Annotated in this window: 12 protein-coding genes; 5 read left to right on the top strand and 7 right to left on the bottom strand. The window is 66.6% G+C overall.

What is annotated here, in order from left to right:
- Positions 1-13: 13 nt before the first annotated feature.
- The 7 genes from ACB032_RS04915 to ACB032_RS04945 form a co-directional block, all read right to left on the bottom strand.
- Positions 14-775, bottom strand: a complete 762-nt coding sequence (locus ACB032_RS04915) for an ABC transporter substrate-binding protein (protein ID WP_203091832.1) — start codon at positions 773-775, stop codon at positions 14-16.
- 37 nt (positions 776-812) lie between these two features.
- Complete coding sequence (locus tag ACB032_RS04920) at positions 813-1,235, bottom strand: MerR family DNA-binding transcriptional regulator (protein WP_016350898.1); 423 nt, start codon at positions 1,233-1,235, stop codon at positions 813-815.
- An 11-nt stretch (positions 1,236-1,246) separates the two neighbouring features.
- The gene (locus ACB032_RS04925) at positions 1,247-2,203 is read right to left on the bottom strand and encodes a hydroxymethylglutaryl-CoA lyase (RefSeq protein ID WP_101150069.1); all 957 of its coding nucleotides are present in this window, start codon (positions 2,201-2,203) and stop codon (positions 1,247-1,249) included.
- Positions 2,200-4,164, bottom strand: a complete 1,965-nt coding sequence (locus ACB032_RS04930; protein ID WP_371137492.1) for a biotin carboxylase N-terminal domain-containing protein — start codon at positions 4,162-4,164, stop codon at positions 2,200-2,202. Before ACB032_RS04930 ends, ACB032_RS04925 begins: the two co-directional genes overlap by 4 nt.
- Positions 4,165-4,273: 109 nt before the next feature.
- Positions 4,274-5,113 carry an enoyl-CoA hydratase-related protein gene (locus ACB032_RS04935; protein WP_101150071.1) on the bottom strand — a complete coding sequence of 280 codons (840 nt, stop codon included), beginning with the start codon at positions 5,111-5,113 and terminating at the stop codon, positions 4,274-4,276.
- 9 nt (positions 5,114-5,122) lie between these two features.
- Entirely contained in the window at positions 5,123-6,724 is a 1,602-nt protein-coding gene (locus tag ACB032_RS04940; RefSeq protein WP_324016679.1) for a carboxyl transferase domain-containing protein, read from the bottom strand.
- A complete protein-coding gene (locus ACB032_RS04945) occupies positions 6,721-7,869 on the bottom strand; it encodes an isovaleryl-CoA dehydrogenase (protein ID WP_324016678.1) in 1,149 nt (382 codons plus the stop codon). The genes ACB032_RS04940 and ACB032_RS04945 overlap by 4 nt, the downstream gene beginning before the upstream one ends.
- Positions 7,870-8,114: 245 nt before the next feature.
- Between ACB032_RS04945 and ACB032_RS04950 the strand changes: the two genes are divergently transcribed.
- The 5 genes from ACB032_RS04950 (at position 8,115) to mmsB (ending at position 13,925) form a co-directional block, all read left to right on the top strand.
- Positions 8,115-9,626, top strand: coding sequence for a CoA-acylating methylmalonate-semialdehyde dehydrogenase (locus ACB032_RS04950; protein WP_324016677.1), 1,512 nt, complete (start codon positions 8,115-8,117; stop codon positions 9,624-9,626).
- Positions 9,627-9,691: 65 nt separating this feature from the next.
- A complete protein-coding gene (locus ACB032_RS04955) occupies positions 9,692-10,849 on the top strand; it encodes an acyl-CoA dehydrogenase family protein (protein ID WP_324016676.1) in 1,158 nt (385 codons plus the stop codon).
- Between the two features lie 140 nt (positions 10,850-10,989).
- A complete protein-coding gene (locus tag ACB032_RS04960; protein WP_039214369.1) occupies positions 10,990-11,802 on the top strand; it encodes an enoyl-CoA hydratase in 813 nt (270 codons plus the stop codon).
- Positions 11,803-11,861: 59 nt separating this feature from the next.
- Positions 11,862-12,965 (top strand): enoyl-CoA hydratase/isomerase family protein, encoded by a 1,104-nt coding sequence (locus ACB032_RS04965; protein WP_324016675.1) that lies wholly within the window; start codon positions 11,862-11,864, stop codon positions 12,963-12,965.
- A gap of 27 nt (positions 12,966-12,992) precedes the next feature.
- On the top strand, positions 12,993-13,925 hold the full coding sequence (gene mmsB / locus ACB032_RS04970) for a 3-hydroxyisobutyrate dehydrogenase (protein WP_324016674.1): 933 nt from the start codon (positions 12,993-12,995) through the stop codon (positions 13,923-13,925).
- The last annotated feature ends 53 nt before the right edge of the window (positions 13,926-13,978 follow it).

Raw genomic sequence — 13,978 nt, forward strand, 5'->3', positions numbered from 1 at the left:
TTTCAGGTCATGATCATGGTGCCACTTGATGCTGTACGCCGTACTTTGTCCAAAGGCTTGCCAATTTCCCGCTCTCTTTCAGCTGCGCCAGCCACTGTTCCAGCTGCTGTACCGAGATCCCGGCGTCCGGGCTGAGCAGGGCGCGTAGCTCATACTGCTGATCCCACCGGTTGGAGCGCAGCAGCTGGCTTGCCTGCTCGGGGTACTCCTTGTCGAACTGGTTGAGGTAGGAGAGGTTGAGGATGGCCACCTCGCCGCGCCCCTTGAACAGCCCCTGCAGGGCGTTGATGTTGTCCTTGACCAGGGTGATATTGAAGCGCTGCTTAAGCGTGCTCGCGGTGGCGTCGAAGTCGGCGATGCCGTAGTGATAGCCGCTGACCCCGATCAGCTGGCGCTCGGCCAGGTTGTCAAAGAAGGATTGATCCCGCCCCGGCGCCTTGAGGGCGACATAGCGCTCGCCACCCAGCAGCAGCGGACGGCTGATGCGCACCTGATCGGCATTCCAGTCCCAGCGGATATCCTCGAACAGCATCAGCGAGAAGCGGCCGAGGGCCAGCGCCTTGTAGCGGTGGGGGGCCGAGGTGGGCACGAACACGAAGTGCACATCCTGCTGGATGTCGTTGAGCAGGGCGATGAGATCCAGGGTCAGCCCGCGATAGTGGCCGCTGTCGTCCTTGACGACGAAGGGGGCATAGGGGTAGCCACCGACCCGGATCAGCGGGTGGCCCCATGCCGTACAGCAGAGCAGCAGCAACAACCAGCACCAGCGTTTCATGGGGTATTCCAGCAGGCAAAGTTGATCCCAGATTCGGTTAATCTGCGCTGGTTTTCAAGCTGTTAAGGGAATTAACACAGCGCTGCTCGGCCGCCTCCAGCTCGGCCATCACCATCTGGATATCTTCCAGCTGCTGTCGCAGGGAGTGACGCTTGGCCTCGATGAGCTGGATCATGGAGTTGAGCTGGGTCTTGCTGGAGCGGTCGGTGTCATACATGTCGAACAGCTCGCGGATCTCCGCCAGGCTGAAGCCGAGGCGTTTGCCGCGCAGGGTCAGTTTCAGGCGGATCTTGTCCTTGTGGCTGTAGATGCGGGTCTGCCCCTCCCGGGTCGGGGTGATGAGCCCCTCGTCCTCGTAGTAGCGGATGGTGCGCGGCGTGATGTCGAACTCGTGGGCCAGCTCGGAGATGCTGTAGGTTACCTCCTTGCCGGCGAGCCCGTGGGCGAGGGTATTGGACATGGCGGGGCTCCTTATTGCGGGGATGGCTGGCACAGCCGGGTGCGCAGCCGCTCGGCATTGGCGTGCAGGGCCCGGCCGACCCGCGAGCCGTTGGGGCGGCCGAGCTGCTCGCTGACCCACTGGCCGGTGGCAGCCAGCTGGTCGAGATCCACGCCGGTGCTCATGCCAAGGCCGTGCAGCAGGTAGACCACCTCCTCCGAGGCGACGTTGCCGGAGGCGCCGGGGGCATAGGGGCAACCGCCGAGCCCGGCCACCGAGCTGTCGATGGTGCGGATGCCGCGTTCCAGCGCGGGCAGCAGGTTGGCCAGCCCCTGGCCATAGGTGTCGTGAAAATGGACCGCGAGCCGGCCGGCCGGGATCTCGTGCAGCACCGCATCCAGCATGGGGGCCACGGTGCCCGGGGTGCCGACGCCGATGGTGTCGCCGAGGGATATCTCGTGGCAACCCAGATCCAGCAGCCGCTCGGCCATGGCGGCGACCCGCTTGGGCCGGGTCGGACCATCGAACGGGCAGGCGATGACGGTGGAGAGGTAGCCGCGCACCTTGATGCCGAGGCTGCGTGCCTCCTGCACCAGCGGGGCGAAGCGCACCAGCGACTCCTCCACGCTGATGCCGATGTTGGCCCGGGTAAAGCCGTCGGAGCAGGCAGTGAAGAGGCCTATTTCGTCGGCGCGGGCGGCAATGGCGGCCTGCAGACCCTGCAGATTGGGCACCAGGGCGCCATAGCGGGTCGGCCCCCTGCGCGGCAGGGCGTTGAACAGTGCGGCGGAATCCGCCATCTGCGGCACCTTCCTGGGCGACACGAAGGCGCCCACCTCGATGCGCTGCAGCCCGCTCTCGGCCAGGCGGGCGATGAGCTCCAGCCGCTGCACCAGCGAGAGGGTGGCGGCTTCATTTTGCAGGCCGTCCCGCGGCCCCATCTCCACCAGGCTGACCTTGTCGTCCCGGCTCTCCTGTGCTCGGCTCATGAGCGCTCCTCCTGCGCGGTATGCTGCTCGGCAAAGCGCACCAGCAGGGCGCCCTGACTCACCTGTTCGCCCTGGCGGCACTGCAGCGCCTCTATCACCCCATCCCGGTCGGCCTTGAGGACGTGTTCCATCTTCATCGCCTCCAGCACCAGCAGAGGTTGCCCCTTGCTGACCGGCTGGCCGGCCTCGACCTGCAACGCCACGACGATGCCGTGCATGGGGGCCAGGATGCCGGGGGCGTCGCCGGCCTGGTGATCATGGTGCAGCTGATGATGCTGATCATCGACCGAGAAGCGGATGCGCCTGCCCGCCAGTTGCAGCAGATAGTCGCCCTCGCCGAGGGCGTGCAGCGGGTAGCGCTGCCAGCTGCCGGCCTGCTGCAGACGGATCTGATCCGCCCCGAGCTCGAATGGGATCAGCTCGCCCTGCCAGAGCAGGGAGCCGGCCCGTTCGGTGAGGGTCAGCACGCGGGCCTCCTCGCCGATGCGCACCGCTGCGCTAAAGCTGCGGGTAGGCCCCAGCCGAAAGCCTGCGGCCTGCTGCCAGGGGGAGGCGCCGTGCTCGCGAGTGGCGAGCCAGAGCGCGGCGAGCGGCCAGGCGAGCGCTGGAACGGGCAGGGTATCGGTGGGAATGGGCCACTGGGTGTGGTGGTCCATGGCCAATACTTCTGGCTCTTCGCACAGGCGCAGCAAGAGCGGGCCGTTGTGCACCAAGGGGCCGAGTTCCAGTGTCGCTAGCGCGTCGGCCAGGCTGGCAAAGGCTTCGCTGCGGCTCGGTGCGTGGGCGATCAGCTTGGCGATCATGGGGTCGTAATAGGGGCTCACCGCATCGCCAGCGCCGACGCCGGTGTCGATGCGCACGCCAGCCGGCCAGTGGAGCCAATTGATGGGGCCGCTGGCGGGCAGAAAACCGGCGGCCACGTCCTCGGCGTAGAGACGCGCCTCCACCGCGTGGCCGCGCAGCACCACTTCCTCCTGAGTGAGCGGCAGCGGCTTGCCTTCGGCCACCGCCAGCTGCCAGGCCACCAGATCCTGGCCGGTGACGGCCTCGGTGACCGGGTGTTCCACTTGCAGCCGGGTGTTCATCTCCATGAAGAAGAACTCCTCCCCGCACAGCAGAAACTCGATGGTGCCGGCTCCCCGATATGTGATGGCCCGGGCAGCGGCGACGGCGGCCTCGCCCATGGCACGGCGCAGCGCCGGTGCGATGTCGGGGGCGGGGGCCTCCTCGATCACTTTCTGGTGGCGGCGCTGCAACGAGCAGTCCCGATCCCCCAGATAGATGACGTTGCCAAGGGTATCGGCAAACACCTGTACCTCCACGTGGCGGGCGCGGGCGAGATAGCGCTCAAGCAGCACGTGGTCGTCACTGAAGGCGGCGCTTGCCTCCCGCTTGACCGCCGCCAGGGCGTCGTCAAAGTCAGCGAGCTGATCGACCCGGCGCATCCCCTTGCCACCGCCGCCGCTGGCCGCCTTGATAAGGAGCGGGAAGCCCACCTGGCTCGCCTGATCGCGCAAAAAGTCGTGGTGCTGATCTGCGCCGTGATAACCGGGCAGCACCGGCACGCCGGCGGCTTGCATCAGCGCCTTGGCGCCTGACTTGTCGCCCATGGCGAGGATGGCGGCGCCGCTTGGGCCGATGAAGCGCACGCCCCGCTGCTCGCAGGCGGTGGCAAAGTCGCTGTTCTCGGACAGAAAACCGTAGCTCGGGTGGATGGCGTCGGCGTTCGCCTGCTGGGCGATGCGCAGCACCTTGCCGGTGTCGAGGTAGCTCTCCCGGGCGGGGGCCGGCCCCAGATGCCAGGCTTCGTCGGCTTCCCGCACATGCATGGCGTGGGCATCGGCGTCCGAGTAGAGGGCGATGGTGTGAATGCCGAGGCGCCGGGCGGTCTTGATGATGCGCACGGCGATTTCGCCGCGATTGGCGATCAGCAGGCGCTTAATTGGAGTGTGATGGGTCATGCTGGCTCCCTGTTGTTCAAGGCGCACAAGTGCGAAGCGTGTTGATCCACACTCCCGTTATCTTGACCACAGTTGGCGATCAGCAGGCGCTTGATGGGGTGGTATTGAGTCATGCTTCGTCCTTGAAACGGGGGCGCCAGGCGGGGGGGCGTTTGTCGAAGAAGGCTTGCATCCCCTCCTGGGCCTCGAGACCGACCCTTACCCGGGCGATGGTCTCAACGGTTTTCTCTTCGTGCAGGCTGGCGCCATGGCTCTCGAGGGCGGCCAGCAGCCGCTTGGTCTCTTTCATCGCCTCCGGCCCGTTGCGGCACAGGCGCAGGGCCTGTGCGCGCCCTTCGGCCAGCAGCTGATCCGGCGGGCAGCGCCGGTGCGCCACGTTGAGGCGGCAGGCGGTTACCGCATCGAACGGTTCGGCGCAGAGCATCAGGGCGCGGGCCTGGCGCATCCCCATGGTGCGCACCACGTAGGGGCTGATCACCGCGGGTACCAGCCCGAGGCTCACCTCGGAGAGGCAGAAACGGGCGTCATCGGCGGCCAGCACCAGATCGCAGGCGCAGATGAGGCCCAGTGCTCCGCCGTAGGCGGCGCCCTGCACCAGCGCCACCGTGGGAAAGGGGAGCTCGTCCAGGGTTTGCATCAGCCGGGCCAGCACACGGGCGTCTTCCCGGTTGTGCTCGAAATCGGCGTGAGCCAGGTTGCGCATCCAGTTGAGGTCGGCGCCGGCGCAAAAATGCTTGCCTTCGGCCCGCAGCAGCAAGGCGTGGGGGCGATCGGCGAGGGCCTGGCCGTGGGTGTGGGCCAGCTCGTCGAGGCAGTCGAGCAGTCCCAGCATCAGGTCGGCGTCAAAGGCGTTGTGGCGGGCCGGGCGGTCGAGCACCAGCTCGGCCAGCGGGCCGTGTCGCTCCAGCCGAAAACCGGGCTGGAGAGCGTGACTGAGTGGATCGGACATGTGAACTCCTTACATCCGGAAGATGCCGTACTGTTCCGGGCCGGTCTCGGCCCCCTGACAGGCCGCCAGCGCCAGCGCCAGCACGGTGCGACTCTGGGCCGGGTCGATGACGCCGTCATCCCACAGGCGAGCGCTGGCGTAGTAGGGGTGACCCTGGCGCTCATACTGCTCTATGACCGGGGCACGGATGGCGGCAGCTTCCTGCTCGCTCAGGCTCTTGCCCTCGGCCGTCAGCTTGTCCCGGCGCACCTGCACCAGCACCCCGGCCGCCTGCTCCCCCCCCATGACGGAGATGCGGCTGTTGGGCCAGCTAAAGAGAAAATCGGGTTCATAGGCGCGGCCGCACATGCCGTAGTTGCCGGCACCGAAGCTGCCGCCGACGATCAGGGTGATCTTGGGGACCCGGCTGCAGGCCACGGCGGTGACCAGCTTGGCGCCGTGCTTGGCGATCCCTTCGCGCTCAGCTTGGCTTCCCACCATAAAGCCGGTGATGTTCTGCAAAAAGAGCAGCGGGATGGCGCGCCGGTTGCAGAGCTGGATGAAGTGGGCCCCCTTCTGGGCACTGTCGCTGTGCAGCACGCCATTGTTGGCGAGGATCCCCACCGGCATGCCGCAGATCCGGGCAAAGCCGGTCACCAGTGTGGTGCCGAACAGCGCCTTGAATTCGTCAAAGTCCGAGCCATCCACCAGCCGGGCGATCAGCTCCCGTGCGTCATAGGGGCGCTTGAGGCTGGTGCCCACCAGGCCGTAGAGATCCTCGATGGGGTAGCAGGGGGGCTCATAACCGGGGCTGGTCTCTACCGGTTCGTTGCCCAGGTGGGTCACCAGTGTGCGGGCGATGGCCAGCGCGTGGCCATCGTCGCGGGCCATGTGATCCGCCACCCCTGAGTGGGCGCAGTGCACCTCGGCCCCGCCCAGCGCCTCGGCGCTGATCTCCTCGCCGGTGGCGGCCTTGACCAGCGGCGGCCCCGCCAGAAAGATGGTGGCCTGCTCCCTGACCATGATCGACTCGTCCGCCATGGCGGGCACGTAGGCGCCGCCGGCGGTACAGAGGCCCATCACCACCGCCAGCTGGGGGATGTTCTGGGCCGACATGCGGGCCTGGTTGTAGAAGATGCGGCCAAAGTGATCCCGGTCGGGGAACACCTCGTCCTGCATCGGCAGGAAGGCACCGCCGGAATCCACCAGATAGAGGCAGGGGAGGCGCAGCCGCTCGGCGATGGCCTGGGCGCGCAGGTGCTTTTTCACCGTGAGCGGGTAGTAGGTGCCGCCCTTCACGGTAGCGTCGTTCACCACCAGCATGCACAGCCGGCCCGAGACCCGGCCGATGCCGGTGATGATGCCGGCGGCGGGCACCGGCTCGTCATAGACCTGCCAGCCGGCCAGCGCCGACAGTTCGAGAAAGGGGGAGCCTGGGTCCAGCAACTGGTTGATGCGCTCGCGGGGCAGCAGCTTGCCACGGGCCTGATGGCGGGCGTTGTTGGCAGCGCCGCCGCCCAGGGCTATCTCTTCCAGGCGGGCATTGAGATCGTCGACCAGGGCCTGCATGGCGGCCCGATTGGCCTCATGGTCGGGGCTGGCTGTGTCGAGGCGGGAGTGGATCCTGCTCATGCATTATCCCCCATCAGCTCGCGGCCGATGAGCCAGCGGCGGATCTCCGAGGTGCCGGCACCTATCTCGTATAGCTTGGCGTCCCGCAGCAGGCGACCGGTGGGGTATTCGTTGATGTAGCCGTTGCCGCCGAGCAGCTGGATGGCATCGAGCGCCATCTGGGTGGCATTTTCGGCGGCAAACAGAATGGCGGCGGCGCAATCCTTGCGGCTGGTGCGGCCCTGATCGCAGGCGCTCGCCACCGAGTAGACCAGCGCCCGGCTGCTGGCGAGGCGGGTGTACATGTCGGCGAGCTTGCCCTGCACCAGCTGAAACTCGCCGATGGGCTGGCCGAACTGCTTGCGCTCGCGCACATAGGGCAGCACCACGTCCATGCAGGCCTGCATGATGCCAAGGGGGCCCGCCGCCAGCACCACCCGTTCGTAATCCAGCCCGCTCATCAGCACCTTGACCCCGCCATGCAGGGGGCCCAGCAGGTTTTCCTGCGGTACCCGGCAGTTGTCAAACACCAGCTCGCAGGTGCTGGAGCCGCGCATGCCCAGCTTGTCGAGCTTCTGGGCAGTGGAGAAACCGGGAGTCCCCACCTCGACGATAAAGGCGGAAATCCCCTTGGGACCGGCGGCGGCATCGGTCTTGGCATAGATGACGAAGGTGTCGGCATCGGGCCCGTTGGTGATCCACATCTTGTTGCCGTTCAGCACGAAGTGATCCCCCTCGCGCACTGCGGTCAGGCGCATGCTCACCACATCGGAGCCGGCGCCCGGCTCGCTCATGGCCAGCGCCCCCACATGCTCTCCGCTCACCAGCGGGGGCAGGTAGCGCGCTTTCTGCTCCGGCGTGCCGTGGCGGTGGATCTGGTTGATGCAGAGGTTGGAGTGGGCGCCGTAGGAGAGGCCGACCGAGGCGCTGGCGCGGCTCACCTGCTCCATCACCAGCACGTGGGCCAGATAGCCGAGGTTCACCCCGTCATACTCCTCCGCCACCGTGATGCCGTGCAGCCCCAGCTCCCCCATGCGGGGCCAGAGATCACGGGGAAAGGTGTTGCTCTGATCGATGTCGCCAGCGCGCGGCGCGATCACTTTCTGGCAGAAGGCCTCGACCTGCTCGGTCAGGGCGCACAGGGTCTCGTCCATCACTGCATGCATCCTTGCTCTCCTCATATGAAGGGGATGACAGCTTGGCGGCTGAGCTGAAACAGGGGGCCAAACTGGTCAGTCCATTTGTGATTTAAGTTTACGTTAGCGTAAACGTAAATTGATTGTTAGTCTAAGGTAAATTTGTTGCGCCATGACGGCAAGGACGATTGCCCGGTCGTGATGGCCCCCGTCACAGGAGTGCCCATGGTCCGTCCGCAAACGGCCCATGATGTGCCAGCAAGGAGAGAGTGCCCATGAACAACCATCAGACCCGGTTCGGCGACGTGCCGCTGCACATCGGTGGGGAGGCGTATCCTTCCACGAGCGAGCAGTGGATCGAGGTGACCGACCCGGCGGATCAGAGCCTGCTGGCGCGGGTGCCCAAAGCCACCTCGGCGGAAATTGAACTGGCGGTGCGCACCGCTCACGACGCCTATCTGCTGTGGCGGGAGGTGCCGGCCTCCGAGCGAGCCCGGGTGATGTTCAACTACCAGCATCTCTTGAAGACGCATCACGACGAGCTGGCGGCCCTGCTGGCCCAGGAGACTGGCAAGAATCTGGCGGATGCCAAGGGGGATGTGTGGCGCGGCATCGAGGTGGTGGAGCAGGCTTGCGCCATCGCCAGCCAGACCCTGGGGGAGACCATGGGCAACGTGGCGCGGCGGGTCGACGGTCACTCCTGGGTGCAGCCGCTCGGGGTCTGCCTTGGCATCACTCCTTTCAACTTTCCAGCCATGATCCCGCTCTGGATGTTCCCGCTGGCGGTGGCCTGCGGCAACGGCTTCGTGCTCAAGCCCTCCGAGCAGGATCCGCTCACCCCCATGCGGCTGGCCGAGCTGTTTGCCGAGGCGGGTGCCCCCAAGGGCATTTTGTCGGTGGTGCATGGCGGCGCCGAGCAGGTGGATGCGCTGCTGGCCCATCCCGACATCAAGGCGGTCAGTTTCGTCGGCTCGGCCCGGGTTGGCGGCCACGTCTATCGCAGCGCCACTTCCCAGCTCAAGCGGGCCCAGTGTTTTGTCGGTGCCAAGAACCACATGGTGATCATGCCGGATGCCAACAAGGCGCAGGTGCTGAGCAATCTGGTGGGGGCCGGGGTCGGCGCCGCCGGTCAGCGCTGCATGGCCATCAGCGTGGCGGTGTTCGTGGGCAGTGCCCGGGAGTGGCTCCCCGAGCTCGCCGCCGAGTTTGCCAAGGTGAAGCCCGGCGTCTGGCACGATCCCGAGGCCGCCTACGGCCCCCTCATCAGCCCGGAGGCGAAAGTCAGGGTGGAGGGGCTCATCGAGGCGGGGATCGCCGAGGGGGCCGAGTGCCTGCTGGACGGCCGTTTTTGCGACGTGGCCGGCTACCCGGTGGGCAACTGGGTGGGGCCGACCCTGTTTCGCGGCGTGACCCCCGAGATGCGCATCTACAAGGAGGAGATCTTCGGGCCCGTGCTGGCCTGTCTCGAGGTGGCGAGCCTCGATGAGGCGCTCGCCCTCATCAATGACAACCCCTACGGCAACGGCACCTCCATCTTCACCGGCTGTGGCGCGGCTGCCCGCAAGTTTCGTCACGAGGTGGCGGTGGGCCAGGTGGGGATCAACGTGCCTATCCCGGTGCCGCTGCCGTTCTTCTCCTTCACCGGCTGGCGCGGCTCTTTCTACGGGGATCTGCACGCCTACGGCAAGCAGGCGGTGCGTTTTTACACCGAGACCAAGACGGTCACCGAACGCTGGTTCGACGAAGACATTCCCAGCGGCCCCAACATGACCATTCAGCTGCGCTGATGGCCGGTTGCCCGGGCGCACCCACTGACAGAAACGGATCGAACAAGTACAAGGAAGCGAACAAGATGGATTTTACGTTGACCCCGGATCAGCAGGCCTATGTGGAGGCCGCCAGCGCTTTCGCCGAGGAGGCGCTCAAGCCCCACGCCGCGCGCTGGGACAAGGAGCATGAGTTCCCCATCCCTACCATCAAGCAGGCGGCGGCGCTTGGTTTTTGTGGCCTCTACACGCCGGAGCAGTATGGCGGCCTCGGCCTGCCGAGGCTCGATGCCAGCCTCATCTTCGAGCGCCTCGCCATGGGCTGCACCTCCACCACCGCCTATCTGACCATCCATAACATGGTGAGCTGGATGCTGGGCAGCTGGCTGCCTCCCGAGGTGGCCGAAGAGTGGGTGCCAAGGCTTGCCGGCGGCGAGCTGCTGGGCTCCTACTGCCTCACCGAGCCGGGCGCCGGATCCGATGCCGCGGCCCTCAAGACCCGCGCCGTGCGCGATGGCGAGGATTACGTCATCGACGGCAGCAAGGTGTTCATCTCGGGCGCCGGCAGCACCGACGTGCTGGTGGTGATGGCCCGCACCGGTAGCGAGGGGGCGAAGGGGATCTCCGCCTTCATGGTACCGGCCCAGACCCCCGGCGTGAGTTATGGCAAGGCGGAGGAGAAGATGGGCTGGAACAGCCAGCCGACCCGGGAGGTGAACTTCAGCGCCGTGCGCATTCCCGCCCGTTACCGGCTGGGGCAGGAGGGGGAAGGGTTCAAGTTCGCCATGCAGGCGCTCGATGGCGGGCGCATCAACATCGCCACCTGTTCTGTGGGCACTGCCCAGCAGGCCCTCGACGATGCCCTGGCCCATGTGCAGCAGCGCCAGCAATTTGGCCACCCGATCAGCGAATTCCAGAGCGTGCAGTTTCGCCTGGCCGACATGGCCACCGAACTGGCGGCCGCTCGGTTGCTGGTGCGTCAGGCGGCCGCCAGGCTCGATGCCGGGGCGCCGGACAAGAGCGCCTGGTGCGCCATGGCCAAGCGTTTTGCCACCGACGTGGGTCACCGCATCTGTGACGACGCCCTGCAACTCTTTGGCGGCTATGGTTATATCCGCGAGTACCCGCTCGAGCGCTACCTGCGCGATACCCGGGTCCACCGCATTCTGGAAGGGACGAATGAAGTGATGCGGCTCATCATCGCCCGCCGTCTGCTGGCCGAGCCCGGGCTGGCGCTGGAGTAGCGAGGTGGGGCCGCCGTACCCGGCAGCCCGCCCTGACGACGCGGCTGGCGTGGCGCGTCGTCAGGCTTTGTGAGCCAGCCGCAGGTCGGCTCCATTCAACCCTGTCATCATGGGGCAGGTTTTTTGACAAGGACAACGCAATGACAAGGATCAGGCTCGAATATCACGGTCACGTGGCCTACATCACCCTCGACCATCCTCCCGCCAACACCTGGACCCTCGCCAGCCTGCAGGCCTTCCTGCAGATGATGGTGGAGCTCGACAGCCGCCCCGACGTGGTGGCGCTGGTGATCCGCGGGGCCGGGGACAAATTCTTCTGTGCCGGCGCCGACCTCAACATGTTTGCCGACGGCAACCTGGAGCACGCCCGCGAAGTGGCCGAGGCTTTTGGCCGCGCCTTCGAGGCGCTGGCCCGCTTTCACGGGGTCAGCATCGCCGCCATCAATGGCTATGCCATGGGGGGGGGTCTCGAGGTAGCGCTGGCCTGTGACATCCGCATCGCCGAGCAGCAGGCCAAGCTGGGCTTGCCGGAGGCCTCGGTGGGCTTGTTGCCCTGCGCCGGCGGCACCCAGCGCCTGACCGAACTGGTGGGGCCGGGCTGGGCCAAGCGGATGATCCTCTGCGGCGAGAAGGTGAGCGCCACCCTGGCCTACGAGATGGGGCTGGTGGAGGAGGTGGTGAAGGAGGGCCACGCCTGGGAGGCGGCACACCAGATGGCCCAGCTGGTGGAGCGCCAGAGCCCGAGCGCCCTGCGTGCCTGCAAGCAGCTCATCAACCAGGGGCGCAGCGGCCATCGGGACGCGGCGCTGCCGCTCGAGCGCAGCCTGTTCCTCACCTTGTTTGACGATGCCAACCAGCGCGAAGGGGTGGCCGCTTTTCTCGAGAAGCGAGCCCCGCGCTGGCATTACGACCAATCCAAGCCGGTGAAGAGTGAGGGAGTGAAGGATGAATGAGGTAATGATGGCGGCCCGCCGTGTCGCAGGGGCTGATAACCTGTCTGCGGGGGCTCGCCATGAGTGAGCCTGTGCGCATCGAGACCCACCCCACGGCGGATGGCCGCCACATCGGCATGCTGACCCTGGCCAGCCCCGCCTCCCTCAACGCCCTGAGCCTTGAGATGATCCAGTTGCTGCAGGCGGCGCTGACCCGCTGGGAGCAGGATCCGGCCATCGTCTGCGTGCTGCTGCAGGGCGCCGGCGAGAAGGCGTTTTGCGCCGGTGGCGACATCCGCTCCTTCTACTACCGCAAACGGGATGCAAACGAGTCTGCGCTGTTTGGCTATGCCCGCGACTTCTTCCTGCAGGAGTACCGGCTCGATCACCACATCCACTGCTACAGCAAGCCCCTCATCTGCGTGGCGGACGGCATCTGCATGGGCGGCGGCATCGGTCTCTTTGCCGGGGCTGGTTTTAGAGTGGTGACCGAAAAGAGCCTGTTTGCCATGCCGGAGGTGACCATAGGCCTCTATCCGGATGTGGGGGCCAGCTGGTTTTTGAGCCGCATGCCGGGGCGGCTCGGGCTCTGGCTCGGCCTCACCGGGGCCCGCTTCAACGGGGCGGACGCCATCGGCCTGGGTCTTGCGGATCACGCCATGGCGAGCCGCGAGCGGACCGAATTGCCGGCGCGCCTCGCCGCCCTCGACTGGTCTGACTCTGTCGATAGTGGCGAGCAGATCGAGGGGCTGCTCGCCGGTTTGCAGCGATCCCTTGGCCAGACGCTGCCGGCCCCCGTGCTCTTGCCCTACCAGGCTTGCATCGATGCGCTGTTGGCCGGCCGCTCCCTGCAAGGGGTGTTGGCACGCCTTGAGGGGGCCGAGCTGGCTGAACCGACGCTGGCTCAGGCGCGGGAGACTTGTCAAAGCGGCAGCCCCATCAGCCGCGCCATCCTCTGGCGCCAGTTCTGGCAGGCACGGCGCCAGTCGCTGGCCGAGGTGTTTGCCGACGAGTTGGCCCTCTCGGTCAACTGCGTACTCAAAGGGGATTTTGTGGAAGGGGTACGGGCCCTGCTCATCGACAAGGACAAATCACCCCGCTGGCAGGCCCCGCAGGCGGGCGAGGCCTGGCTGGATGGCTTCTATCGTTGGCCCGAGGGGAATAACCCCCTGCGTCCCTGCTGACGGACGATCACACACAAGGAACAGACCATGACAAGGATTGGATTTATCGGACTTGGCAACATGGGGGGCCCCATGGCCGCCAACCTGGCCAGGGCGGGGCACACAGTGCAGGTGTTTGATCTGGTGGCCGACAGCCTGACCCGCGCCATCGAGGCCGGCTGCATCGCCGCCGGCGATGCCCGCGAGGCGGTGAGCGGCTGCGAGCTGGTGATCAGCATGCTGCCGGCGGGGGAGCATGTGCGCAGCCTCTGGCTGGGCGAGGGTGCCGGTGAGCGGGGCGGGCAGGATCTGCTGGCGGCCCTGCCGCTCGGCGCCCTGGTCATCGACTGCTCCACCATCGATGTGGCTTCGGCCCGTCAGGTGGGGGCAGCGGCGCAGGCGCGCGGCATCCGTTTTCTCGATGCCCCCGTTTCGGGGGGCGTGGCCGGCGCGGCGGCGGGCACGCTCACCTTCATCGTCGGTGGTGAACAAGCGGATTTTGAAGCGGCCAAACCCGTGCTGGCCTGCATGGGGCAGAACCTGTTTCACGCCGGGGCGCTCGGCGCCGGCCAGATCGCCAAGATGTGCAACAACATGCTGCTTGCCATCCACATGGCGGGCACCGCTGAGGCGCTGGCGCTCGGGGTCAAGGAGGGGCTGGATCCGGGGGTGCTCTCCACCATCATGGGCAAGAGTTCGGGCAACAATTGGAGTCTCGAGCGCTACAATCCCTGGCCCGGGGTGATGGAAAATGCACCGGCCTCGCGCAACTATCAGGGGGGCTTCATGACCCGGTTGATGGTCAAAGACCTAGGGCTCGCCATGGCCCTGGCCGAGCATGCCCACAGCGCCGTGCCGATGGGGGCGCTGGCCCGCAACCTCTTCAACCTGCACGCCAGCAAGGGGCTGGGGGCACGGGATTTTTCCAGCATCGTCGAACTTTATCTGGACCAGCCCGGGGAGACTTCGGGTCGGCAGTGACCCTGGGTTTCATCTTTGAGGGGGCATCCCCGTCCGGGTCAAGGCAACAAGGA

The organism is Aeromonas sp. S5(2024), assembly GCF_041403025.1.
Classification (GTDB): Bacteria; Pseudomonadota; Gammaproteobacteria; order Enterobacterales; family Aeromonadaceae; genus Aeromonas; species Aeromonas hydrophila.

Excerpts from the sequence above, each read along its gene's own strand:
- mmsB (WP_324016674.1), top strand. The coding sequence starts at position 12,993 with ATGACAAGGATTGGATTTATCGGACTTGGCAACATGGGGGGCCCCATG.
- ACB032_RS04925 (WP_101150069.1), bottom strand. The coding sequence starts at position 2,203 with ATGAGCCGAGCACAGGAGAGCCGGGACGACAAGGTCAGCCTGGTGGAG.
- ACB032_RS04935 (WP_101150071.1), bottom strand. The coding sequence starts at position 5,113 with ATGTCCGATCCACTCAGTCACGCTCTCCAGCCCGGTTTTCGGCTGGAG.
- ACB032_RS04955 (WP_324016676.1), top strand. The coding sequence starts at position 9,692 with ATGGATTTTACGTTGACCCCGGATCAGCAGGCCTATGTGGAGGCCGCC.
- ACB032_RS04930 (WP_371137492.1), bottom strand. The coding sequence starts at position 4,164 with ATGACCCATCACACTCCAATTAAGCGCCTGCTGATCGCCAATCGCGGC.
- ACB032_RS04920 (WP_016350898.1), bottom strand. The coding sequence starts at position 1,235 with ATGTCCAATACCCTCGCCCACGGGCTCGCCGGCAAGGAGGTAACCTAC.
- ACB032_RS04965 (WP_324016675.1), top strand. The coding sequence starts at position 11,862 with ATGAGTGAGCCTGTGCGCATCGAGACCCACCCCACGGCGGATGGCCGC.
- ACB032_RS04950 (WP_324016677.1), top strand. The coding sequence starts at position 8,115 with ATGAACAACCATCAGACCCGGTTCGGCGACGTGCCGCTGCACATCGGT.
- ACB032_RS04915 (WP_203091832.1), bottom strand. The coding sequence starts at position 775 with ATGAAACGCTGGTGCTGGTTGTTGCTGCTGCTCTGCTGTACGGCATGG.
- ACB032_RS04960 (WP_039214369.1), top strand. The coding sequence starts at position 10,990 with ATGACAAGGATCAGGCTCGAATATCACGGTCACGTGGCCTACATCACC.
- ACB032_RS04945 (WP_324016678.1), bottom strand. The coding sequence starts at position 7,869 with ATGCATGCAGTGATGGACGAGACCCTGTGCGCCCTGACCGAGCAGGTC.
- ACB032_RS04940 (WP_324016679.1), bottom strand. The coding sequence starts at position 6,724 with ATGAGCAGGATCCACTCCCGCCTCGACACAGCCAGCCCCGACCATGAG.